This is a genomic window from Neorhizobium sp. 05N33 (assembly GCF_056397445.1).
The window spans coordinates 261,484-284,059 of the sequence record NZ_JBFTNK010000006.1 but is presented as its reverse complement, the minus strand read 5'-3'; the positions used below and the strand labels follow the sequence as shown (position 1 = coordinate 284,059).

At 59.6% G+C, this 22,576-nt stretch carries 31 protein-coding genes and 1 pseudogene; 21 read left to right on the top strand and 11 right to left on the bottom strand.

From position 1 onward, the window contains the following. Positions 1 to 10 precede the first annotated feature (10 nt). From AC1DLT_RS18040 to AC1DLT_RS17995, 10 genes are read left to right on the top strand one after another with little or no spacing between them, the layout of a single operon-like run. Positions 11 to 1,258: a P22 phage major capsid protein family protein gene (locus tag AC1DLT_RS18040; protein WP_477487632.1), complete on the top strand. Its 1,248-nt coding sequence runs from the start codon at positions 11 to 13 to the stop codon at positions 1,256 to 1,258. A gap of 21 nt (positions 1,259 to 1,279) precedes the next feature. Further along, the gene (locus AC1DLT_RS18035) at positions 1,280 to 1,495 is read left to right on the top strand and encodes a hypothetical protein (protein ID WP_477487631.1); all 216 of its coding nucleotides are present in this window, start codon (positions 1,280 to 1,282) and stop codon (positions 1,493 to 1,495) included. A 53-nt stretch (positions 1,496 to 1,548) separates the two neighbouring features. Further along, positions 1,549 to 2,136 carry a hypothetical protein gene (locus tag AC1DLT_RS18030; RefSeq protein ID WP_477487630.1) on the top strand — a complete coding sequence of 196 codons (588 nt, stop codon included), beginning with the start codon at positions 1,549 to 1,551 and terminating at the stop codon, positions 2,134 to 2,136. Then, positions 2,126 to 2,770, top strand: coding sequence for a phage adaptor protein (locus AC1DLT_RS18025; RefSeq protein ID WP_477487629.1), 645 nt, complete (start codon positions 2,126 to 2,128; stop codon positions 2,768 to 2,770). The genes AC1DLT_RS18030 and AC1DLT_RS18025 overlap by 11 nt, the downstream gene beginning before the upstream one ends. After that, the gene (locus AC1DLT_RS18020) at positions 2,752 to 4,206 is read left to right on the top strand and encodes a hypothetical protein (RefSeq protein ID WP_477487628.1); all 1,455 of its coding nucleotides are present in this window, start codon (positions 2,752 to 2,754) and stop codon (positions 4,204 to 4,206) included. Before AC1DLT_RS18025 ends, AC1DLT_RS18020 begins: the two co-directional genes overlap by 19 nt. After that, entirely contained in the window at positions 4,203 to 4,556 is a 354-nt protein-coding gene (locus tag AC1DLT_RS18015; protein WP_477487627.1) for a hypothetical protein, read from the top strand. The genes AC1DLT_RS18020 and AC1DLT_RS18015 overlap by 4 nt, the downstream gene beginning before the upstream one ends. Next, entirely contained in the window at positions 4,553 to 4,981 is a 429-nt protein-coding gene (locus AC1DLT_RS18010; RefSeq protein WP_477487626.1) for a hypothetical protein, read from the top strand. The genes AC1DLT_RS18015 and AC1DLT_RS18010 overlap by 4 nt, the downstream gene beginning before the upstream one ends. 58 nt (positions 4,982 to 5,039) lie before the next feature. Beyond that, positions 5,040 to 5,798, top strand: a complete 759-nt coding sequence (locus AC1DLT_RS18005) for a hypothetical protein (RefSeq protein ID WP_477487625.1) — start codon at positions 5,040 to 5,042, stop codon at positions 5,796 to 5,798. An 8-nt stretch (positions 5,799 to 5,806) separates the two neighbouring features. Continuing rightward, positions 5,807 to 6,847, top strand: a complete 1,041-nt coding sequence (locus tag AC1DLT_RS18000; protein WP_477487624.1) for a hypothetical protein — start codon at positions 5,807 to 5,809, stop codon at positions 6,845 to 6,847. Continuing rightward, positions 6,847 to 8,451, top strand: a complete 1,605-nt coding sequence (locus tag AC1DLT_RS17995; RefSeq protein WP_477487623.1) for a hypothetical protein — start codon at positions 6,847 to 6,849, stop codon at positions 8,449 to 8,451. The genes AC1DLT_RS18000 and AC1DLT_RS17995 overlap by 1 nt, the downstream gene beginning before the upstream one ends. A 175-nt stretch (positions 8,452 to 8,626) precedes the next feature. On the opposite strand, the gene AC1DLT_RS17990 is transcribed toward AC1DLT_RS17995, so the two are convergent. Further along, positions 8,627 to 8,911, bottom strand: a complete 285-nt coding sequence (locus tag AC1DLT_RS17990; protein ID WP_477487622.1) for a hypothetical protein — start codon at positions 8,909 to 8,911, stop codon at positions 8,627 to 8,629. Positions 8,912 to 8,932: 21 nt separating this feature from the next. On the opposite strand from AC1DLT_RS17990, the gene AC1DLT_RS17985 reads away from it, so the two are divergent. The 8 genes from AC1DLT_RS17985 (at position 8,933) to AC1DLT_RS17950 (ending at position 15,366) form a co-directional block, all read left to right on the top strand. Then, a complete protein-coding gene (locus AC1DLT_RS17985) occupies positions 8,933 to 10,513 on the top strand; it encodes a cell wall hydrolase (RefSeq protein WP_477487621.1) in 1,581 nt (526 codons plus the stop codon). 15 nt (positions 10,514 to 10,528) lie between these two features. After that, a complete protein-coding gene (locus AC1DLT_RS17980; RefSeq protein WP_477487620.1) occupies positions 10,529 to 12,115 on the top strand; it encodes a hypothetical protein in 1,587 nt (528 codons plus the stop codon). A 1-nt stretch (position 12,116) separates the two neighbouring features. Next, the gene (locus tag AC1DLT_RS17975; RefSeq protein ID WP_477487619.1) at positions 12,117 to 12,509 is read left to right on the top strand and encodes a hypothetical protein; all 393 of its coding nucleotides are present in this window, start codon (positions 12,117 to 12,119) and stop codon (positions 12,507 to 12,509) included. 17 nt (positions 12,510 to 12,526) lie between these two features. Then, positions 12,527 to 12,790 carry a hypothetical protein gene (locus AC1DLT_RS17970; RefSeq protein ID WP_477487618.1) on the top strand — a complete coding sequence of 88 codons (264 nt, stop codon included), beginning with the start codon at positions 12,527 to 12,529 and terminating at the stop codon, positions 12,788 to 12,790. Positions 12,791 to 12,859: 69 nt separating this feature from the next. Then, positions 12,860 to 13,507, top strand: coding sequence for an O-methyltransferase (locus AC1DLT_RS17965; protein ID WP_477487617.1), 648 nt, complete (start codon positions 12,860 to 12,862; stop codon positions 13,505 to 13,507). Positions 13,508 to 13,621: 114 nt separating this feature from the next. Continuing rightward, the gene (locus AC1DLT_RS17960; RefSeq protein ID WP_477487616.1) at positions 13,622 to 14,575 is read left to right on the top strand and encodes a glycoside hydrolase family 19 protein; all 954 of its coding nucleotides are present in this window, start codon (positions 13,622 to 13,624) and stop codon (positions 14,573 to 14,575) included. Next, positions 14,575 to 14,991, top strand: coding sequence for a hypothetical protein (locus AC1DLT_RS17955; protein WP_477487615.1), 417 nt, complete (start codon positions 14,575 to 14,577; stop codon positions 14,989 to 14,991). Before AC1DLT_RS17960 ends, AC1DLT_RS17955 begins: the two co-directional genes overlap by 1 nt. Positions 14,992 to 15,135: 144 nt before the next feature. Further along, positions 15,136 to 15,366: a hypothetical protein gene (locus AC1DLT_RS17950; protein WP_477487614.1), complete on the top strand. Its 231-nt coding sequence runs from the start codon at positions 15,136 to 15,138 to the stop codon at positions 15,364 to 15,366. Positions 15,367 to 15,747: 381 nt separating this feature from the next. Here AC1DLT_RS17950 and AC1DLT_RS17945 read toward each other — a convergent pair whose 3' ends face one another. The 6 genes from AC1DLT_RS17945 to AC1DLT_RS17920 form a co-directional block, all read right to left on the bottom strand. Continuing rightward, on the bottom strand, positions 15,748 to 15,969 hold the full coding sequence (locus tag AC1DLT_RS17945; RefSeq protein ID WP_477487613.1) for a hypothetical protein: 222 nt from the start codon (positions 15,967 to 15,969) through the stop codon (positions 15,748 to 15,750). Then, a complete protein-coding gene (locus AC1DLT_RS17940) occupies positions 15,970 to 16,152 on the bottom strand; it encodes a hypothetical protein (RefSeq protein ID WP_477487612.1) in 183 nt (60 codons plus the stop codon). A gap of 34 nt (positions 16,153 to 16,186) precedes the next feature. Next, a complete protein-coding gene (locus AC1DLT_RS17935; protein WP_477487611.1) occupies positions 16,187 to 16,381 on the bottom strand; it encodes a hypothetical protein in 195 nt (64 codons plus the stop codon). Positions 16,382 to 16,449: 68 nt separating this feature from the next. After that, entirely contained in the window at positions 16,450 to 16,647 is a 198-nt protein-coding gene (locus AC1DLT_RS17930; RefSeq protein ID WP_477487610.1) for a hypothetical protein, read from the bottom strand. Further along, on the bottom strand, positions 16,640 to 17,053 hold the full coding sequence (locus AC1DLT_RS17925; protein ID WP_477487609.1) for a hypothetical protein: 414 nt from the start codon (positions 17,051 to 17,053) through the stop codon (positions 16,640 to 16,642). The genes AC1DLT_RS17930 and AC1DLT_RS17925 overlap by 8 nt, the downstream gene beginning before the upstream one ends. Further along, complete coding sequence (locus tag AC1DLT_RS17920; RefSeq protein ID WP_477487608.1) at positions 17,043 to 17,261, bottom strand: hypothetical protein; 219 nt, start codon at positions 17,259 to 17,261, stop codon at positions 17,043 to 17,045. Before AC1DLT_RS17920 ends, AC1DLT_RS17925 begins: the two co-directional genes overlap by 11 nt. 413 nt (positions 17,262 to 17,674) lie before the next feature. On the opposite strand from AC1DLT_RS17920, the gene AC1DLT_RS17915 reads away from it, so the two are divergent. After that, the gene (locus AC1DLT_RS17915; RefSeq protein WP_477487607.1) at positions 17,675 to 18,097 is read left to right on the top strand and encodes an OsmC family protein; all 423 of its coding nucleotides are present in this window, start codon (positions 17,675 to 17,677) and stop codon (positions 18,095 to 18,097) included. 14 nt (positions 18,098 to 18,111) lie between these two features. On the opposite strand, the gene AC1DLT_RS17910 is transcribed toward AC1DLT_RS17915, so the two are convergent. The 3 genes and pseudogenes from AC1DLT_RS17910 to AC1DLT_RS17900 all read right to left on the bottom strand — a co-directional run. Then, positions 18,112 to 18,603, bottom strand: coding sequence for a BON domain-containing protein (locus tag AC1DLT_RS17910; RefSeq protein WP_477487606.1), 492 nt, complete (start codon positions 18,601 to 18,603; stop codon positions 18,112 to 18,114). A 73-nt stretch (positions 18,604 to 18,676) separates the two neighbouring features. Further along, complete coding sequence (locus tag AC1DLT_RS17905) at positions 18,677 to 18,934, bottom strand: BON domain-containing protein (protein WP_051899717.1); 258 nt, start codon at positions 18,932 to 18,934, stop codon at positions 18,677 to 18,679. Positions 18,935 to 19,009: 75 nt separating this feature from the next. Then, positions 19,010 to 19,492, bottom strand: a pseudogene (locus AC1DLT_RS17900) (peptide deformylase); the annotation flags it as partial. Positions 19,493 to 19,697: 205 nt separating this feature from the next. On the opposite strand from AC1DLT_RS17900, the gene mgtE reads away from it, so the two are divergent. Continuing rightward, positions 19,698 to 21,116, top strand: coding sequence for a magnesium transporter (mgtE, locus tag AC1DLT_RS17895; RefSeq protein WP_477487605.1), 1,419 nt, complete (start codon positions 19,698 to 19,700; stop codon positions 21,114 to 21,116). A gap of 57 nt (positions 21,117 to 21,173) precedes the next feature. Then, positions 21,174 to 21,566 carry a MerR family transcriptional regulator gene (locus tag AC1DLT_RS17890; RefSeq protein WP_038543106.1) on the top strand — a complete coding sequence of 131 codons (393 nt, stop codon included), beginning with the start codon at positions 21,174 to 21,176 and terminating at the stop codon, positions 21,564 to 21,566. Between the two features lie 15 nt (positions 21,567 to 21,581). On the opposite strand, the gene AC1DLT_RS17885 is transcribed toward AC1DLT_RS17890, so the two are convergent. Beyond that, positions 21,582 to 22,568: an acetyltransferase domain-containing protein gene (locus tag AC1DLT_RS17885; RefSeq protein ID WP_477487604.1), complete on the bottom strand. Its 987-nt coding sequence runs from the start codon at positions 22,566 to 22,568 to the stop codon at positions 21,582 to 21,584. Positions 22,569 to 22,576 lie beyond the last annotated feature (8 nt).

Genomic DNA, 22,576 nt, shown 5'->3' with positions numbered 1-22,576 from the left:
GAAAAAGGCAATGGCCAATACGACATTGACCGCCAGCGTTATCGCAAAGGCGGCGGTCGCAATCCTCGACAACGAACTCGTGATGGCGAAGAAGGTTTTTCGCGGCTACGAGGAAGACATCTCCAAGAAGGTGAACGGCTACACGGTCGGGGACACGCTCTCCGTTCGCAAGCCGGCTGACTTCACCGTTCGTGATGGTGCAACCGCGTCGGCGCAGAACGTCACGGAAGGCAAGACCACGATCACCGTGGACAAGCGCAAGGGCATCGATTTCAAGTTCACATCCCAGGAGCTGACCCTGAACATCAAGGAACTGTCCGATCGCGTCATTCGGCCGGCCATGGTGCAGCTCGCCAACCAGATCGACGTAGATCTGCACGCGCTGTACAAGAACGTCCCGAATTGGGTCGGAACTCCGGGCCAGCTCATCAACTCGTTCGCAGACTTTGCAAAGGGTCCCGAACGCCTCGATGAAGGCGCGGTTCCGCAGGATGGCCGCACGTCGGTTCTCTGCCCCGCGGACCATTGGGCGCTCGTCGGTTCACAGACCAACCTCTACAACGACACGATCAACAAGCCGGCCTACCGTCAAGGCAACACCGGCATGGTTGGCGGCGTTGACATGTACATGACCCAGAACGTCGCAACCCATACCACGGGTTCGCGCTCCGGTTCGATCCTGATCGATCTCGCCATCACGTCTTCGACCATCACCTATGCCGACGTGAAGGACACCAACCAGCAGACCATCCACATCGATGCCCTCGGCGGCGCAACGCAGACCATCAAGGCCGGCGACGTGTTCACCATCGACGGTGTCTATGATGTGAATCCGGTCACCAAGGCGCCGCTCTCGTTCCTGAAGATGTTCACCGTCGTCTCTGACGCGGTTGGCGTCGGCAGCGAATGCGATCTGGTCATCACCCCGGCCATGATCTGGGATGGTGCGTTCAAGAACGTCGATGTCCAGGGCGTCACCGATCTGAACAACCAGGCGGTAACGTTCGTCGGCACTGCCTCGACCTCCTATCGCCAGAACATGATCTTCACGGAAAAGGCCTTCGCGCTGATCTCCGTGCCGCTCATCAGCCCTCCAGGCGCCGTCGATGTCGGTCGCGAGTCCTACAAGGGCACCAGCGTTCGCGTCATCCCCGTCTATGACGGCATCAGCGACGAAAGCATGTGGCGCCTGGATGTTCTCTACGGCACCAAGACGATCGATGGTCGGCAGGCCGTCCGTCTTTCCGGCACAGCCTGATAACCAGAAAGGAACACGACCATGACTGTGAAACAGCTCTCTGATGGCGGTTCTGACGGCGTAAAGCTCGGTCAGTCCGCCACCGACAAGGTCGGATTTTACGGTGCGACAGCCGTTGTCCGGCCTTCCTGCACTCTCGCAGCGGCTTTGACCGCCGGCACGACCACGCCGGCCAACATCGCCGCCGCACTTTTCGAGGTGCGCGCCGCTCTCGTGCTTCAGGGCCTCATTTCCTGATGCTCATCTGCGTATGTATCCCGACAATCGACGGGAAACCATGCGTCAATACGGTGGATTCCCTCCTTGCCGAGCAATTGCTTGGGTTCAAGGAGGGGGTCTACCTCTACGTCATGTGGGAAGTCGGATGCTCCTTGATCGGGGTGGCCCGCAACAAGCTCGCAAAACGCTTCATGGAGACACCGGAAGCGGATTGCATGATTTTCGTGGATTCGGACATCTCATGGACGGCCGGCGAACTCGCGAAGCTTGCCAGGCGCCCTGCTGACGTGATCGGCGCCACCTACCGCGCCAAGCGTGACGACGATTATTTCCATATCCGCGGCACTCCGAAGCAGAACGGCGACCTGTTCGAGGTTGATGGGCTTCCGGGCGGATTCCTGAAGATCTCGCGCCGCGCGCTGGAGACCATCAAGGCCGAACCTTATCTCGACGAAAACGAACGGGAAATGAAGGACTTTTTCCCGACCGGAATGCACAAGGGCCAGATCTTTGGCGAAGACTACGGATTTTGCCGCCTTTGGACCGAGAGCGGGGGCAAGGTCTTCCTCGATCCGTCCATCAAGCTCCGCCACCACGACGGCCTGCGCTTCTTCACTGGCGACCCGCGCGCCTGGATAGGAATCCCCGATGGCAATTAGCAACTATTCGGAACTGCAGACCGCCATTTCCGACTGGATGGCGCGGTCCGACATTACCGCAACGGTACCGGATTGCATCACGCTCGGTGAGGCACGGTTGAACCGGATGCTTGGTCCCGTGTCCACCTCGGCAGTTCTTGCGGCGACGGTCGGCGTCAATACCATTTCGATCTCGGCGCTTTCGCCGACGATGATCAAGCCGACATCCCTGTTCCTGACGGATGTGGAAGAATACGCGATCAACCCGCAGCCGAATGGCACCTTCAGCATCCTGGCGGATAACGGGTTCCCGAGAGCATGGGCCATCCAGGGCACGAATATCATCTTCGATCGCCCCTGTGATCAGGCGTATGCAGCACGGTTCGTCTACCAGGGCCGGTTCGCGCTGTCCGATGTTGCACCGACCAACGAGTTCCTGACGAACCATCCCGACCTCTATATGGCGGCGTCGATCGTGTGGGGGAACGTCTACGTCAAGGACATGCCGGCCGCCTCGATGTGGCAGCAGATGCTTTCCGAGTTCGAAGCGCAGGTAAAGAGCGAGAATGCCCAGAAGAAGCGCGGCACATTGACGGTTGACAATGCCTTGCAGGTCCGCGGCGAAAACACCCGCTATTGGGCAAGCCTGCCGTGAGGGTTCCATTCGGTCTGTTCGAGCCCGATCGGGCATCCTACAGCGGCAAATCCACCGACAACGCGCTGAACGTCGTACCAACGGCTGACGGCTGGGGGCCGATGGCAGCCCTGACACCGCAGTCGGACCCGCTCAGTTCCGCACCTCGGGGCGAGATCACTGCAAGAACGGCCATGGGCGTTCAGGTGACCATCGCTGGTACTGCAACGGGCCTCTACCGCATCAACAATGACGGAACTTTGACGGACGTATCGACAGGCACCTATGCGGTTCCAGACGGCGACGATTGGTCTTTCGACCTCTACGGCGCCCGGATCATCGCAACCAATCTGAACGATGGCGCCCAATATTACGATGTCGGCTCCAGCACCGTGTTCCTGCCATTGCCTGGGAACCCACCGAAAGCCCGGTTTGTCAAGGTTATTGGCGACTTTGTTGCACTTTATTACCACGACACCGACCCTTCGGCCATTCAGTGGTCAGGCATCAACAATTCCGAGCAGTGGACGCCCGGAGAAGAACTGTCGGATATCAACTCCTTCCCGGATGGCGAGGAACTGATGGCGGTCAGCACCAACGGAAGCGGGGCAATCCTGGCATTCCGTCGCGGCTTCAGGACCATGACATTTGCGCCGGACAGCGGCTTTGTGTTCGTCTTCTCCCCGTTCATGGAAGGCAACGGCTGCACGGCTCCGCTGTCTCTGGTGGAGATCGGGCGAGGGGATTTCGTCTACTACTCGGACACGGGCTTTTACCGCGGGGTGTCTGGAACCCCGATCGGCGCCGAACGGGTAGACAAGTGGATTCAGGAGGTGGCGGCAGACGGAAGCCTCGAACAGTTGCGCGGCGTGGCTGATCCATTCCGCAAGGTGGTGCTGTGGCGCTATGTCGATGCGGGCGGGAACGGCTATATCATCGGCTATTCCTGGCAACTGGACAGGTGGTTCCAGAGCGACACGGTTGTGTCTGGTCTCGGGGTGTTTGCGACCTCCGGTTATACGCTTGAGGATCTGGACGCGGTATCAGCCAGCATCGACGCGCTGCCGTTCTCGCTCGACAGCCCGGCATGGGGTGGGGCTCGTCCATCCTTCGCAGGCTTTGACGAAGATTTTCGGTTCGGCTTCTTCGCAGGCCTTCCGCAAGCGGCAACTGTCGAGACGGGAGCAATCGAGTTCAGCCCGGGCTACCGCACCTTTGTCGATCCGGTTCGAACCATCTCCGATGCAGTCGGCGGGACGGTCCAATGCGGCGCGCTGGACGACTTCAACGACACCCCAACGTGGGGGCCAGAAGTATCGGTCAACTCCAGGTCCGGTCTGGCGAATGTCAGAACTGACGCTCGGCTGCATATCTTTCGCCGCAAGATTCCGGCCGGCATCGTGTGGAGCTCACTTTCCGCCGTCGATGTGACGGGCACACAAACGGGGATGCTATGAGCGTTAACATCCCGCAGCTCGGTACGCCTAAGCCGATCATTCTCGATCTGACCACGACGGCTGCAACGCCGATCTATACCGGGTCAACGCAGCTTCGGGGGCTGCTGAACAGCATGTTGGTCTGCAATGACAGCGCGTCCGCTGCAACCTTCACACTGACCTTGACGGACAATGCCGGCCTGACCGTCAAGCAATTTGACCTAAAGTCGGTACCCGCGCACGACACATACGAGCTTTCGGGGCAGGAAATCCCGATCCCGAACGGCTGGACACTGGCAATCACCGCGACAACCGCGAACACGCTGCATGTCACGGCGGTAGTCATAGAGCTGGCCGTCACCCGCGCATGAAGATCGGCATAGCGAGTCCCGCAGAGGTTGACGCCTTCTGGCCGTCGATCGCCAAGGAAATGCAGCGCGGCTGTGACAAGACCGGCGGCGGTATGTCTGCCGGAGATCTGTGGCAGATGTGTCGGTCAGGCAACGCCTTCCTGATCCTGATCTTCAACGATAGCGGCGTTGCCTGTGCTTCCGTGTGGCGGTTCGAAAACTGGCCTTCCGGGATTGTGTTCAAGTGCCTTGGCCTTTGCGGTCGCCGCATGGGCGCGTGGGTGGCTGAACTCTACGATTTTGCAATGCAACAGGCGGAATTTGGCGGGACATCGCGGCTGGTCGCAGAAGGCCGACCGGGCTGGCCGCGAGTTCTTTCAAAATACCTAAACCGGCCCGTAAAGGGGCTCTGGATGACGTTCGAGGTGCAAAATGCCAGGCGGTAGCAGCAACAAACAAACCACCACCAGCACAAACGCACCATGGTCCGGTGCGCAGCCGGCGTTGAACACGGCCATTAGCGGCGCCCAGGATCTCTATAAAGCCGGGACCGGCGGCAAGGTGTTCGAGGATTCGACCGTCATTCCGTGGTCGTCTCAGTCAAACCAGGCCATGAACAATATCCAGAACACGGCGACGGCCAATTCCGGCGGGGCGGGGCTATCCGGGCAATATCAGGGCGTCATCGATAACGGCGGGTTCAACGGGTCGCAGATCGAAGCGCTGAACAATACCCGATCGGTGGCGAACGGCAATTTCGACATCAACGCCGATCCGGGGTTCCAGCAGGTTCTCGATCAGGCCCGCAACTCGGTCAATGGGTCCGCTTCGAGCGCCGGCCGCTATGGTTCCGGCATCCATCAGCAGACCATGGCAAATACGATCGGCGATCTCGGCGCGCGGCAGTATCAGAATTTCCAGGCCCGCAAGGACGCTGCCAACGCAAACCTGTTCGGCATGGGTCAGCAGGGCCTCGGCAACCTCGGCACGGCCTACACGGGCATGCAGGCGCCTAATACGGACCTGATGAACGTCGGCGCCATGAACGAGGACCTTGCTACCCGGCAGATGAACGACAAGCTCCGCATTTTCAACGAGCAGCAGAACAAGCCCTGGGAGCAGATCGGCCGTCTGAACGCGATTGCGAGCGGCGCCGGCCAGATGGGCGGAACCCAGACGCAAACAAAGCCTGGACAGAACCCGTTCCTAACTGCCCTCGGCTACGGCACGTCCACCGCCGGTCTTCTCGGCTCTTTCCTCTGAGGTAAATGATGGCCGGTATTCAGGACTTCCTTCGCAATAACTCATCGGCTCTCCTGCAGGGCGGCGTCGGGCTACTTGGCGGCGCTACGGCAAGCGAACAGGCTGCCGGCGGCTTCAAAGGCTTCGGCTCCGGGCTGCAGGCTAACAAGACCATCAAGTTCCTTGAGGCAACCAACCCCGAATTGGCGCAGGCCGTGAAGTCGGGCGCTATTTCCGGCGGGGATGCCTATAAGCTGTATTATCAGCAAAAGCTTGAGGCCGCGAAGCCGAAAAACAACCTCATGGCCGTTGGTAAAAACCTCTATGACACTCAGAACCGCACGTGGGTTGCGCCGCCGGCCGGTATGGCCTCCGCTGACGATGAAGAGTGGGGCCTGAACCCTGTCTGGGGCAAGAATGCCGAGGGCAAGACTGTCCTCGGCCAGCTTTCAAAGGGGGGCAAGTTCAAGCCTCTCGATACCGGCGATTTCTCGCCGACGCCAGTTCTCCAGACCATTGACACCGGAACCGGAACCGTTTCAGTCAATAGCAGGACAGGCGAGACCGTTCGCGAGACGCCTAAGAACATCGCCGAAAAGCAGCGTCAGGAAGAGGTTGGCACCGCACAAGGCAAGGCTGAAGTAGCCGCACCACAGGACTATCAGGCAGGCCAAAACGCCCTTGATCTCGTGCAGACGATCCGCAACGACCCGTATAAGGGTCGCGGTACCGGCTTCTCGTCCATCGGGAACAAGATCCCCGGAACCGGCGGCTACGACTTCCAGAACAAGGTCGATCAGGCCAAGAGCGGCGCATTCCTCACGGCTATCCAGCAGATGCGCGGGCTTGGCGCCCTCTCGAACTCGGAAGGCGGCGCAGCGACGGCGGCAGTTACCCGCATGAACACGGCTACCTCCGAAGGTGAATTCGACGCCGCCCTCAACGACTACGAGAAGATTGTCCGTCAGGGCATGGCCCGCGCTCAGTCGAAGATGGGCGGTCAAGCACCCGGTGCGGCACCCAAGACCGGCGCCACCTCTTCCGGCGTCAAGTGGAGCATTGAACCATAATGCCGACACTCAACATCGAAGGCCGCAAGGTGAAGGTGGATGACGCCTTTCTCTCCATGTCGCCGGAAGAGCAGAGCCGCACCGTTGATGAGATTGCCAGTCATCTAGGCGTCACCGCTCAAGCGTCCCAAGCCGCGCCGAAAGGCGATCGTGTCGTAGCAGAAGCACCAAATCAGGTTGATACGGCCAAAGCTGACCGCGACAAGTATTATTCCTCGGGCATCTATTCAGGCGCCTACAACCCCCTTGGCCCGATCGCTAAGACCATCGATGCTGCGGCAACCGGCGTCCAGCGCGCGCCGCTGTTTGGCTGGGACGATGAAGCCAACGCGGCTCTGGCAACGGGTGCAGGCATGGCGGGCGACTACGAGAAGTCCCGCGGTGGCTTCGATGCCCGAAAGCAGGCTATGCGCTCTCAGAACCCTGTCGCCTCGGCAGTCGGCGAAATCACTGGCGGCGTGGCGACGGGTGGAACACTAGCAGCCGGCGGCGCGACACTCGCTGGTCGTTCGCTCCCGCTGATCGGGCGCACCGGAGCTGCTGCTCTTGAAGGTGCCGGCTATGGTGGCTTGATGGGGGCGGGGGAGGCCAAACCGGGAGAGCGGCTGGCCGGGGCTGGTATGGGCGCAACGGTTGGGGCCGCCACCGGTGCGGCTGCTTCCAAGGTCGGCGACATGCTGGCAACGCGGCTGGCGAAGGGCGCATCCCGTGCAGCTGCGCCGACGACTGACGATCTCGCGGCCGCTTCGAACTCACTCTATACCCAAGCCGATCAAGCTGGCGTTGTCCTCAAGCCTCAGACCACCGACCGGCTTGTAACCAACATGAAGATTGCCGCCGGCAACCTGAATGAAAACCTGCGCCCTCGCACGGCCGGCGTCGTTCAGGATCTTGCCGACCTTCAGGGAAAGCCGATCACCCTCAAGGAATTCGACGAGCTGCGCCAGTCCATTGGCCTCGCGATGAAGAACGCCGATGCGCAGGACGTTCGCACCCTCCAGCGCATGAAGACCATCGTGGATTCGTTCGCCGACAATGCCGGGGCCTCCGATGTCACCGGCAACGTGCAGGGCTTCGAAGTTCTGAAGCAGGCGCGCGACCTCTGGTCAAAGAAGTCCAAGACGGAACTCGTCGAAGACCTGTTCGACCTGGCAGACGTGAAATCCGCCCGCTACTCACAATCCGGCATGGCAAACGCCGTTCGCGACAAGGCCTCGCAGCTTTATACCCGTATCGTCAATGGCAAGGAAAAGGGCTTCACTGCGGAAGAGGCCGCCCTTGTCCGCCACCTTGCGAAGGGCGAGATGACGCCGAAGGCTGTGCAGTGGCTTTCGAAGTTCGCGCCACGCGGGGTTATTTCCTTCGGAACGGGTGTTGGCCTGGGCTCGGCAGTTGGTGGTCCTGTCGGCGCGCTCCTCCCTGGCATGGTCGGATACGGTTCGGCAGCGTTGGCAGATCGGGCGGCCGCTGGCGGCGTCACCGCTCTTCGCAATGCGGCAGCTTCGGGGAATGCGCCCGTCCTTCAGGCAATCACCAATAAAACGGTGCCATTCATCGGCGGATCGGCTGCGGAGGCTTCTAGCCAAATAGTCCGTAAACGATGAAATTCATCAGGTAGCCGAACGCAATCGCAAAGGCCATCGTAGGCAAGACTACCTGGAAAAACCATGAGGAGCCGGGACCAAATATCGGCTCTTTCTTGTCGGCTTTCGCCCATTCGCTTTCGTGAAGATCGACAGTTTTATCAAATGGCCGTGTTTTTCGGTTCATATGGTCGGTTCAAATCCAGCAGTAATCGAGTGCGTAGCGACGGGCGTATTCGTCAACCATGACCTGAACGTCGCCCTTTACCGGCTTGTAGTAGATGGCCTTTTTGCCTTCTGCGACAATGCCTCCTGCCTTCGGAACACCCTTGCACTTCACCGCTGCCTTGTAGTCGTTCTCATACTCTTCGGTGATGAGCGGGAACGGTCCAACGCTCGGCACCCCCGAAGGCCCTAACGGTCTGTCATCTGCGAATGCGGGCGCGGCCAACAGTGCCAGCGCGAATAACGATCTCAACATTCAATCCTCGGTGAAAAGCCCATGGCTGAAGTCCAACTGACCCAGCGAGATATCGATTATATCTCAAGGGTCGTCGATACGGAAGTGCCTCAGTCGCTCGCCCGCAGCAACCCTGCGGAATATGAGCGGATGGTGCAAGCCGTTGTCGATACGGTCACCAACCGCGTGGCCTCGGAACAGTTTCCGAACCGGACGGTAGATGTCCTCAATCAGGATCGGCAGTTCTCGAAAATCTCCGGGCCGTCGTCGCTGAACCCCTATGGTTCCGTCCAGAACGCTCCCAAGGCATCGCAGCGCGCGCAGGATGCCGTCTATGATTACGTGGCGTCTCGTGCCCAAGGCGCACCGCGTACGGCCGGCGGCGCGGTCAACTATGCCAACCCCAACTATTCCAGCGCGCGAAACCTGACGAGCTGGATCGACCCGATGATTGCGGCCGGCGCCCAGGCGTTCGGGGTGGGGAATTCCACCCACTACCACGGCAATGCTCCGGGCATGCGCTCCGTCGATGAGTATTCGCTCCGCGCCGAAAACATGCCGAGCGGCAATATTCCAACGCCGACGTTCAGGGACGATATCCCCGGCCAGTCTGCCTCGGCAACCGGCATCATGGCGGCGATCGACCCCCCAACCCCGATGGCTGTCGAGCGCGGCGGGCTGCTGGATGCGCCATCGGCACCTTATGACATGTCGCTGTTTGGCTATGAGGAGCCGTCTTTCGACATGGGCCGGTTTGGACCGGAGACCACGGCCCCGGCGCAGGCCAGCGCTTCCCGTTCCTCTCCTGCTTCCACGCCTTCTCCAACCTATGACACGAGCATGTTCGGTTGGGATGAGCCATCGTTCGACGCAGGAAGGTTTGGCCCGGAACAGCCTGCGCAGACAGCAGCATTCGACTATGGACGCTTTGGACCAGAACCGACGACACCCGCGACGGCTTTCGATTTCGGCAGGTTTGGCCCTGAGATTGCTACTCCGGCTCTTGCGGCTGCCCCTACGGCTCCTGCCTCTCCGTTCGATACGGAACGCTTCGGTTCACCGGCTCCGGTAGCCCAAGGCTATGCCGGTCTTCAGCGCGGCCTTCTCGACCAGCAGCTCAACGTCGGCATTCTCCCGAATATCCCGGCGCCGATCACGACCGCGGCAATTTCTCCGCAGATCACCCAGCCAGCCGCCCCGAAAGGCTATCGAGATCCGATGGTGACGGCACAGCCAGCGAAACCAGCTCAGCCGATCGGCGCCAGCGCAGCCCGAAGCGCCAGCCGTTCCGCATCGCCGACGAACGCGGGCTTCATGGGGCGCAACAACCCGGCCCTGCATGATCTTGGCCCAACCGGTCGCGGGCTGCTTGGCGGTATCGGCGGGGCAATCCTCGGGGGCGCGCTGCTAGGGCCTGTCGGCGGCATCGTCGGCGGTCTGCTTGGAAAGTCCACCTTCGGAAATCCAGAAAACTATTACCCGTCCGCACCGGCCCCGATCGCCGGCCAGCCGCAGAACTCAGGCGGCGGTTACGAGTCATTGTCAGATTATGGCCAACAAGCCTACTCGGATTCGCCTCAGTTCGCGGGGGCCGTGGATAGCGGCTCCGTTGGTCTCTGGTAACTTAAGGAACCTCAAATGGTAAAACCTAACTTCCTCTCCTGGGATACCACGGCGAACAACAACGAAGACGTTGGCGGCGTCAATATCAAGGAGGGATGTGCGCCGTCCGGCATCAACAACGCCATCCGCGAGATCATGGCCCAGCTGCGGGCTGATATCGACGGAGGTATGGTCTACACGGCCAAGGCCACGAACTATACGGCTGTTGCCAACGACAATAACGGGTATCTCCGGTTCACGGCTGCAGCTACCCTATCCCTGACTGCGGTCGCTACCCTCGGGGCGGACTGGCATGTGTTTGTGCAGGCTGACGGCGGCGATGTCATCGTTGACCCGAACGCCTCGGAAACGATCAACGGCGCGTCTACGATCACGATCAGGAACGGCGAGAGCGCGCTGATCATCTCGAATGGCTCGGCGTTCTTCGCCCGCATCAACTCGATCACCACTGTCACCTATGCGGAGAAAGCGGCCAACTATACGGCTGTCGCAGCAGACAACGGCGGCACTCTTCGGTTCACCGCTGGGGCAACGCTGGCCTTGACCGCAGCGGCAACGCTCGGATCTGCCTGGCGCACGACAGTCATCAACTCATCCACCGGCCTTGTCATCGTCGATCCGAACGCTGCGGAGACGGTGAACGGTGCGGCCTCTGTCATCATCGGACCGGGCCAGACGGCGTTGATCGTCTGCAGCGGCACGGCCTTCTTTGCCGACATTCGGGGCGACACCTTCGCAGGCCCTCAGATCCAGGGCTATGCCTCCGGTCTCGCGCTCACCACCAACGCAGGGGACGCCACCAACGATATTGATTTTGCTGCCGGCGTAGCGGCGTCCGACACGTCGCCGTACAATCTAATGCAGTTTTCCGCCCTGACCAAGCGTCTCGATGCCACGTTCACGGCTGGCAACAATGGCGGCATGCTGGATACAGGCGCAGTCGGGAACGGCACCTACTATCTGTTCGGCATTGGCCGATCGGATACCGGCGGGACTGACTACCTTGGCTCATTGTCTTCGAGCGCCCCGACCATGCCAGCGAACTATGACCGAAAGCGGCGCATCGGCGTGGTGGTTAGGGCTGCGGCTGCGAATGGCCCTCCCTATCTCGATATGAGCACGGGCGGCGTGAAGCCGGATGCGGTGGTTACTCTCTCAGGAACAAGCCAGGACATCACCGGCATTCCGGCCGGGGTCCGGCGACTGACGATCATCCTCGACGAGGTGACGGTCAGCGCGGCCGCTCAACTGTTCATCCAACTTGGCACATCGGCCGGCGTGGTGACGAGCGGGTATCTCGCGACGGCGGGCGCCACATCTTCCGGCGGTGCGCAGGGCAGCACGGCGACCACGTTCGTTCCTATCTCCTACGCCCTGACTGCGATGGTCGGCCCCCACCGCGGGCATATTTGGCTAACTCGCCTCGGTGGAACCGGCCGTTGGCAAATAACGCTGATGGCGCAAGGCGCTTCCGGCATCCTGAACTATGCCGCCACAGGAGTAACGCTTCCTGGAACGCTGGATCGTATCCGTTTCGGCACGGCGCCCGGGACGGCTACTCTTGGCGGCAATGTCGAATTCCTCCGAGAAATGGATACCTGATATGGCACTGAGAACTATCTACGACCTGTCCACCGGGGAGACCTCCTACGAGGAATACGAACCGGAAGTCTACGAGCAGCCGGTAATCCCGAAGACGCCTCAAATCATCGCATCTGCGAAGCTCTCCATCAGCGACGGGGCGATCAGCGGGTTTACCGCAGAGAGCGCTATTGCAGGCGGGTTTGCGGTTGATACCGGAAAATTCTGGATGTTCTTCGGAAATGAACAGCCAGACATAGACTACATCGTCAACGTCTTCGATGGCGGCCTCTACCGTTGCTATGTGCAGCCTGACGACTACTCGACAGATTCATTCGTCATCACGACAACCGACCTATCCGGCACTCCCGCCGATCCTGCCTGTATTTCAATCATCATCATGCGAGCAATCTAACCATGGGAACAGAACCGATGATCCTCGTCTGCAACAAGACACTCAATGGCGTTACATTTCTGGCCGTCATCACAACGGCCAGCGGCAACCAGGGGCAATGGGTAAAATCCATCGCCAAGGTTGGAAACCCCTACTGGATCTGGCCGAGCATCCCCCCGGGGACTGTCATCGCTGCTGATTTCTCAGGTGCTCCTATTGTCGACACAGACCCCGCCATCAACAATACGAACATCGCGGCTATTACGGCCACGCCTGCGGACGTTCTCACGTACGCCCCGTGAAAGTGCCTTGGCGGCGGAGTCCGAATATGCAAGAACACCGCCTTAAGTTGAACCGGTCTCGGAGTGGAAATGCGTGTCGTCCCATGGGTTACCGATCAGACGGTCACCTTCCTGCTGAACTTCATCGAAGGCTTCGAAAAGGAAAACGGACGGTTCCCAGCCGTTCTTGAGTTCGGCATGGGGTCAAGCTCCCTGTTCTTCGGGGATCGATCCTCCAGCCTCGTCAGCTTCGAGCATGACCCGGAATGGTATTCCAAGACCACGGCGATGATGGATATTCAAGGATGGGCTCCAGAGGCTCATCTTCTGGAGCGTCCTTATTCTCGGAAGATTGCCGAGATCGTCGGGACGAGGAAATTCGATCTTATCCTGATCGACGGCCGGGATCGTGTTTCGTGCTTGACGGAACTTCTGCGCATCGGAGCCTTGGCGAAGGACGGCGTTTTCGTCATCGACAATACCGAGCGCATGTTCGACACGGACAGGGAATATGAACCGATGCTCGATCTTCTGGGGCCGGCGTTCAAGGTCGTGCATTTCGAGCAGAAGGGCCGGGATCGCACCGGCTGGCAGTCTGGGCATCGCTGGCTGTCAACGGTCGCATGGAGACGGGACGGACGGCAGTATCGCAGGAACGGCACCTCCACGGACTCCCTGCATGGCCTTCGCGGTCTGCCCAAGCGTCTGAAGCGCTCCATCGCAAGACGGCTGAAGTAAGCCACCCAATCGCATCACTGACCATATGAGCCCCGCTTCGGCGGGGTTTTCGTCGTTCTGACCTAACCCCAAAAGGAAACCGTATGGACCGCCATCAACCGCGGAGGCTTTGCCATGCTCACTGAAGCGCAGATCCGCAAGATCAGCAAAAACAAAGCTCCAAAAAAGAACCTGCTTGCCGCTATCATTGCCATCTCCGACGAATACAAGCCTCACCAGCTTGCCCACGTCTTGGCGCAGGTCATGCACGAGAGCGGTGGCCTGATCTACGATCGCGAGGTCTGGGGTCCTACGGCTGCCCAGCAGCGTTACGAGGGCCGTAAGGATCTCGGCAATAACCGAAAGGGCGACGGGTCGAAGTATCGCGGCTACGGGCCTATCCAGATCACCGGGCGCGGCAATACGACGGCATTCTACGAATGGTGCCAGAAGCGCGGGCTGAATCCTCCCGATTTTGTCGACAAGCCGGAACTGATGGCAGCCTCGCCTTGGGCCGGCTGGTCTGTCGTGTGGTACTGGACGACGCGCAACCTCAACCGATACGCCGACACCAACGATATCGAGATGATTACCCGTCGCATTAATGGCGGCCTGAATGGATATGAGGATCGGCTGTCCTATTATGACAGATCTGCGCTCGTCCTGCTCGGACTTCCTCCGACCGATATCAAGGCCTTCCAGACATCGGCAAAACTGAAGCCGGATGGCGTAAGCGGGCCTCAGACGCGCGCCGAGATGCACAAGCGTCTGGTCGCCATGACCAAGGGCGAATCCTCCCGGCCGGAAGTGAAGAACGCCCCCGTCACCGAAGAAACCACCGTCGAGGTCGAAAAGCCGACCGTTCCCAAGAAGGTTGAAACCGAAGTCCGGCAGAAAACGAGCTGGATCTCGTGGATCTTCGGAGGCCTGTTCACGGGCGGCAGTGGGGCGTCATGGCTTGCCGGCATGGACCGGGATTCGCTGATCCTCGTCGGCGGTATCGGCGTGGTCGTCATCGTCGTGGTCCTGATCGGCGGGGAGTGGATCATCCGCCGCGTCAAGTCTATCCGCAAGGAGGTCGAAGCCTGATGCTCACGTTCATCAAATGGATATTTGGCTGGGCGTCCGGCGATCTCGCAAAGGCGCTGACCAACGCTTACCAGATGAAGCTCCAGGCGCAGACGCAGGAACAGAAGCTGGTCGCGGAAGCGGCTATAGCCGATGTTCAGCGCCAGATGACGGCGATGCAGAGCGCGAAAGAGATCCGCCTTGCCTCTGCCGGATTCTGGGAGATGCGCCTCATCACCGCGGTGATTGCCGGATGCTTCTCGGTCCACCTGCTGTTGGTGACGATTGATACGTGCCTGCGGCTCGGCTGGGGCATCCCGAAATATCCCGCCCCGTTCGACGAATGGCAGGGCGCGATCCTGTTGTCGTTCTTCGGCGTCCAGGTTGCCGGCCAAGGCCTCACGGCTATAGCAGCGGCTATTCGCGGCCGGAAATAGCATGCGAGCCAACGCTTCGTTGTGACCCGAAGCGCTGGCTCTGACCACGAAACGATCTAACAGGGATCGCTATGGCTCTCTATACGTTATGCCGGAATGGTTCCCGAAAGATGAATTGCATACGCCAACGGGGATCAATTGCTGATGGAATTGCTGAAGGAATATTGGGGGTTCATCGTCGCAGGAGTTACGCTCGTGGTATGGTCTATTCGTTTAGAGGCGAAAGCCAATGAGAACTCAAAGGAAATCCGAAGGATATGGAACCAGCGGGCGGAGGATCTTGCTGCGCACAAGGAAGCACGTGAAGCGACGAATTTGCTATTAACCGAATTGCGCAACGACGTGAAGATATTGCTTGGGCGCGTCCGGCATTAGAGCCATCCGAACAGGTACGCAATACCCACCCCTGCAATCATAAACAGGGCTATGGAGAGCTGGAGGCCGACCTTGCTCATCCTTTAGTCTTCCACATCCCCGCGTCCGGTATATCGCTTCCCGTCCGCTACGACAAAGCCGCTCGGGTCAACATAGACCTCCCCGGCTTCACACAGTTCGCCATTGACTGTTATCGTGCGCGGCCCTCGCACGATAATTCCATGCGAGACAAGGTAAGCGTCTATCGCCACAGCGAGCTCATCGCCAGAGAGAGACACGCTTACGCCCGGTCCGTATTTGGTAGGGCCGTTTCCGAATCGTACGTCCATGTCCTACTCCTTCAGTGCTTCGTCGATCATGGCTTCCAGAACTTTCTCCATCTCACCCATCCGTATTCCCTTCCTCTAGCTTGGCCTCTGCAGCGCGATTTCCTCGACCTATCCTTTCCAGAGCCCCTTTGATGCTTGAAATGCTTTCGCGAAGCGCGTTGATCTGGCCGATATCCGTGTAGAGTGGCAAGCGACCTTCGATAATTTTAATAGCGTCACTCAGCCCTTCCTCATATTGGCCCTTGGCTACAGCCTTAAAGCTCAAGTCCCTCATTTAGGTATTCCCTTCCTGTAGCTTCGCCGGAATTGCCCCACACATTAAGCTGCGCTGATTCATCAGCATCTGCTTTAGATCCTCGTTCTCAATCCTAAGCTCCGTCACAAGTTCGGTCAAAAGCTTCACCACATCATTGTGAGGCGCCTTTCTGGCGATTAGCATTCCGGAAGTCTCGCTCATTCTATTCTCCTATAAGGCCCTCCGAAGAGGGGAGCTACTGAAGCCGCTGCTTATTCCGGTTCTCCAAGGCTTCCGAGGCGAGCAGGCAAAGTGCCATCGCCATATCGGCGTCCATCTGCACCTTGAATTCGCCGCTCTTTACCGCCAGATCGGTAAATCCGATCACCTCCCCAAGGCCGCCGGTTTCGAGATAGCGCTTAGCGTGGTCCAGGTCGTATTCCTCAATCAACTGTCTTCTCCTATTAAGTGGTAGTAAGTGGTAGTGGTGGCCCTCCGAAGAGGGCCGGGTTACGGCTCTCAAGGGACGGTCACTGCACAATCAGCCCGCTTCAAAAGCTCTTCGGCCTCGGTCATATAGCCGCCGTAGGTCCCGTGCATTTCTTCAAATGCCTCGTTCACCTTGGCGATCTTGAATTCTGCAAGTTTCCCGTCTATTGACGCCCAAGCTCGGGCGAAGCGTTCGATTATCTCGGGAGTGAATTGAACATTACTCATCCTTCGCCCCTTCCTTCATCAGAACAGAGGCTTCCTGTCCCGGCTTGCGTTGCTCCCATTCAGCCAATTCAGCAGCAGACGCCCCCCGCTTTACAAGATAGTCGTAATAGCGCTGCCATATTATTTCATCCTCATCCGAGCCTTCGGCCATCGCGACATAGTCTCGTATCATGCGTGCATGCCTCTCAAGGACGGCCGCATTATAAAGCCATGCTTTCTTGGCTTCCTCAGGCATTGAAGCCCCACCTTGTAGTACTTCGTATTCACCCAAACCTGTGACGATCGCTTCGCCTAGGTGGACACATGCCAGATATGCATCATCTTCTTCATTGAAGACGTTGACCTTGAGGTCCGTCCAATTACCCTGGCGCATTTGCGCGTATGTATTTCGATATTTAATGCTCATCTGATTCATCCTTGGATATATGGCGCTGCAACTGCGCCTCGCTGATCTTCTTCAAGTCCTTGAGGAGAACCTTCCGGCACATCTGCCGGATAGCATCACCTCGTGATCGTATGCGGTTGGCGAACATCCAGTCGTCGATCAGGCCGAGTTCGCTCTTGGTCATCATGACCGTTACGCGCTGGTCCTTCAGTTCTGGTTCCGGGTCCATTTGGGTTCCTAAAGTTTATAACATCTATACAATTGCACATATTGATAAACATGTAAACGGCATAGGTTATCCACAGGGACCGATTTCGGTGGATAAATTTGCCGGATATCGTGGGACACCCACCCTCTAACCGCTTGATTCATAGTGCCGTTAGATGCCTTGTCGTGGGACACAAAATCCTAGCATTTCCAGTGCATTCAGGCAGGATCGCGAGTCTTCTCGACCGCACCAAAATAAAAACCCGCTTCGGCGGGTTTTTTGTTGCCCGGATGAAATTGCATCCGGGAAATCAGGCCCATCTGCCGCTTCGATGGCAAAACATCGAGTCATATCGCCCATTCCGGATGCGATCCTGAAATTCCTCGCTTATCTTGGCCTGATCCAAGCTCGTATGTGCAAGGTAAGGACAAACAATGGTCGAACTGAAAATCAAGACGCGGCCGATCGGCGCGACGGCGGTGCTCGGACGCCTCGGTCACCCGCAGGTGACGAGTGAGACGGGTGGTCAGGTGGAGGTCGTCACCGGCGCTTCCGAGCCGGGGTTCAATCCGCTCGACCTGATGTTTTCATCGCTCGCCGCCTGCCTCGTGCTCAGCGGCCGTATCGCCGCAAGCAAGCTCGGCATCCTCGACAGGCTGAGCGAGGTAAGGGTGCATGTGACCGGCGAAAAAGCCCACGAAGGCCCCTCCCGGATCACCAGGTTCATCGTGGATTTCCGGATCGAAGGGGATTTTAACGAGGAGCAGAAAAAGCAGATCGCTCACATGGCCGAGGAAATCTGCACCGTCAGCAATACGCTGAAAAGTCCTCCGGAGATCGTGCTGACGAGCGCCTAGGCGTCGTCGGGCCGTCAATCCTCGTCGGGAATGTGGCTGTCGACGCCTTCGAGGCGAAGGTTGTTGACCAGTTCGCGGACGCCGGCGACACGCTGAATCCGGCGGACGATCTTGCGCGAGGTCGCCGCATCGTCGACGGCGCCTTCGAGCGTGACGGTGCCATCCTCGACATGCACGTCGATCGACGCCATGTCGATCATGTCCAGCTCCTCGATCGCATCGGTGATCCGCTCTTCGAGATCGTCGGCCTCCTCGATCCCCTTCGTTCCAGGGCGAATGGTGTCGACCAACCGCTCTTCCGATCCGTCGCGCTCGGCGCTGTCCACCTGATAACCGCGATTGCGGTTGGTGTCGAAATTGGCCTTGGGGTCGCCATAGGCGGCGTTATCGACGGGGCGGGCGCCGGATGCATCGTCGTAGGGCCAACCTTCGTCGATATTGCGGTCGTCGTAATCGCGAAAATCTTCCTCGCGGGAAATGTCGTCAGCTTTTTTCTTGCCCGGCACCGCAGTCTCCTATCGTTCCCACATGGACCCGGCGCACCCCCTCCTGAAAGGCCGGTGCGCCGGGTATTTCGGCTCAGTGGCTCGTGGATGCGCCATTCCTTTGACCCGTCAGGGTCAGGTGGCTTTCGACATCATGTACGCCATCCACGGTTTCCGCGCTCAACACCGCCTTGCGGGCGGAGAACACGGTATCGACAGAACCCTCGAGAATAACCTTGGTTCCCTCGGCATGTGGTTCGATCATCGACGAATCGACGTCCGGCAGTGCAGCCAGGCGCTCGGACACCTGTCGCTCGAGCTCGGCTGCGGTCTTGTCTGCTGTCGCATTCATGGTCGTAGCTCCTCGCTGGGCTTGCGACCTGACAACGGGCGAACGCGAATTTGGTTCGGCCGTATTTTTATTTCCCTTGCCCCATTTGCGCAGCAGCCGCTCGCGCTTCAGGCGGGACAGCCGTTTCAGCCAGAAGATCCCGTCGAGCTGGTCGATCTCGTGCTGCATGCAGATGGAATGAAAGCCTTCGGCGTCCTCTTCATGGACGACACCGGTGAGATCCCGGTAGCGGAACCGGATCCTTTTCGGGCGTTCTACCTCGTCGTTTGCGCCGGGCATGGAGACGCTGCCTTCCATATGCCGCATCAGCTCGTCCGAGGAGACCAGGATCTCCGGATTGGCGTAGAAGCGCGGGCCGGTTTCCCTCGACAGTTCCAGCACCACGAGCCGGGTGAAGACACCGACATGCGCGGCGGTGATGCCGACGCCGGGTGCCGCCCGCATCGTTTCGAGAAGGTCATGGGCCAGCGCCGTCAGAGCCGCGTCGAAAACCGTGATCGGCTCGCATGGCTTGGACAGGCCCGGATCGGGATATTTCAGGATGGTTCGGATGGCCATTTTCGAACTCCTCTTTCTGCCTATCGGGCTGCCTCTCGGGTTTTTCCGCATCGTTTCGCCATGCGCTCTGGACCCGGAACGGCAATTGTTCTAGCAGGAAAACCGGCGGCAGGAGCAATAGCGCCGGGTGCAGCTATCCGGTTGTTGACAATATGTTTTTTGCCGCCATTCTCGTTTTGTCAAAGACCAGCAGTGAGGGCGGCAGATGAGCGATATCGGCGAAGACCACCGCCTGCGCACAAAAACCGACGATGCCGGTGACGACATCTATTCCGAGGACGGTGCGATCCGCGCCGACTTCCTGGCGATGGTCGGCGCCGCAATCGCTGATCGCGACACGCTTTTCCTGCGCAGCCATGTGGCGCGGCTGCACGAATCGGAACTCGGCGACCTGCTCGAAGCGATCCTGCCCGACCAGCGCCATGCGCTTGTGCGGCTGCTCGGCGACGATTTCGACCTCACCGCACTGACCGAAGTCGACGAAAATATCCGTATGGAGATCGTTGACCAGATGCCGAACGCGCAGATCGCGGCGGCGATCGGCGAACTCGATTCGGACGATGCGGTCTACATTCTCGAGGACCTCGACCACGAGGACCGGGAAGAGATCCTGGCGCAACTGCCGTTCACCGAGCGGGTGAGGCTGCGCCGCGCGCTCGATTATCCGGAACAGTCGGCCGGCCGCCGCATGCAGACGGAATTCGTCGCCGTGCCGCCGTTCTGGACCGTCGGCCAGACGATCGACTACATGCGCGACGAGGAAGACCTGCCGGAGAGCTTCACCCAGATCTTCGTCATCGACCCGACCTTCAAGCTGCTCGGCGTGCTCGACCTCGACCGTATCCTGCGCGCTAAGCGGCAGGTGAAGATCGAGACGATCATGCGGGAGACGAACTATCCGATCCCCGCCGACATGGACCAGGAAGAGGCGGCTCAGCTCTTCGAACAATACGACCTCATCTCGGCTGCAGTCGTCGACGAGAATGGCCGCCTCGTCGGCGTGCTCACCATCGACGACGTGGTCGACGTTATCCAGGAGGAGGCGGAAGAGGACATCATGCGCCTCTCGGGCGTCGGCGACGAAGAACTGTCCGACTCGGTGCGCGAGACCTCGCGGTCAAGAGTGCCGTGGCTGCTGGTCAATCTGTTCACCGCCTTCATTTCGGCCTCGGTGATCTCGCTGTTCGAAGCGACGATCGAACAGGTGGTGGCGCTCGCCATCCTGATGCCGATCGTCGCCGGCATGGGCGGCAATGCCGGCTCGCAGACGATGACGGTGACGGTGCGCGCGCTTGCGACCCGCAATCTCGACATTCACAATGCCTGGCGCGTCGCACGACGCGAGGCGGGCGTTGGCCTGATCAACGGCGTGGTGATCGGTTGTCTCGTCGGCGTGGTGGCCGGCCTATGGTTCCACGATGTCCATATCGGCGGGCTGATCGCCACTGCCATGCTGATCAACATGTTTGCGGCGGCCATGGCCGGCATCATGATCCCGCTGCTTCTCGACCGGGCCGGGGCCGACCCGGCGGTATCGTCGGCGGTGTTCGTGACCGCGATTACCGACACGACCGGGTTCTTCTCGTTTCTCGGCTTGGCGACCTGGTGGTTCATGCTCCGCTGAGCCCAAAAATTGACTGTTACGTAAAAGTCAATTAGTTTGGCTGACGAGTAGCAGGACATGAACGTGAACAAATATTATAGCATTACGGAGCTGACGCGTGAATTCGGGGTATCGACCCGCACGCTGCGCTTCTATGAGGACGAGGGTCTGATCCACCCCGAGCGCCGGGGTCGCACGCGGCTTTTCAGGGCAACGGATCGCCGGCTGATCCAGGAAATTCTGCGCGGCCGCCGGATCGGCTTCACGATCGCCGAGATCCGCGAAATCATCCAGGTCTACAAGGAACCGCCGGGCGAACTCGGGCAGCTCAAGCTCTTGATGACGCGCCTCGATGAAAAGCGCAACGACCTGCGCCAGAAGCGCAAGGATATCGACGATACGCTGACGGAGCTCGACAATGTCGAGGAAGCTTGCCTGACCCGGCTGGCCGAAATCGGCGTCGGCACCTGACCTCCAAAACGACTGCTATTGCGCCTCGATCGAGCACTGTTCGGCGAGCGATTGCACGCGGCCGTCCTGCGGAGCGATGGCGCCGGACTGCAGCGGCGTCATCAGCGACTGGGTGATCAGCTTGTCGGCGGTGCAGCCGCAGAATTTCTGGCAGAGGCCGGCATCGTTGCCCTGGGCCGTGCAGCCTGCTTCGCAGCTTCTGACATAGCCGATCCGCGGATCCGGCGGCGGGGCTGGATGAACCAGCGAGAAGAGATAGACGAGCGCGATCAGCACCGGCTGATGGACGAGATAGACGATCAGGCTGTGGCGGCCGGCTTTCGAGAGAAAGTTCTCCTGCGTCTGGACCGCAGCGAGACGCAACGGCCAGTTCCTCGACAGTGCAATTCGCGCAACGGCCACCCCGGCCAGAAGTGCCGCGATCCAGGGAAACAGCGGCACATAGTCGTTCGAACGCGGCGGGACTTCTGCAAAACCGAGCCAGCTCAGGTAACGGGCGTCGAACAGGGCCGAATCCAGCGCGCCAGGCACCAGGCTGTAGTCGATGATCATCGCCACGACCACCAGGGCGATGATCGCACCGGTCAACAACGGTGGCAGGCGCAGGAAGGCGAGACCGATCAGGCTCGACAGCGCGATATTGTGCAGGATGCCGAAATAGATCCACTCGCCCGGAAAGGCGACCAGCGTCGCGATGCTGATTGCGACTGCAGCGCCTGCAACCATCGCAAAACGCTTCCAGAAGGGCTGCCAGCGGATCTTCGGGAAATGCGCGAGGACGAGGCTGACGCCCGCCAGGAACAGGAAGGAACTGGCGATGGCGCGGGCATAGACTTTGAAGACGCCCTGGGTCGCCGTGCCAGGATCGACATAACCGAAAAACTCGAGATCCCAGGTGAAGTGATAGGTCGCCATGGCGATGAGGGCGACGCCGCGCAGCGTATCGATCAGCGTGATGCGGGGTCTGCGCGGGGTGGGGTTCTGGGTTTCGGCAACAGTCACTGCTTGTC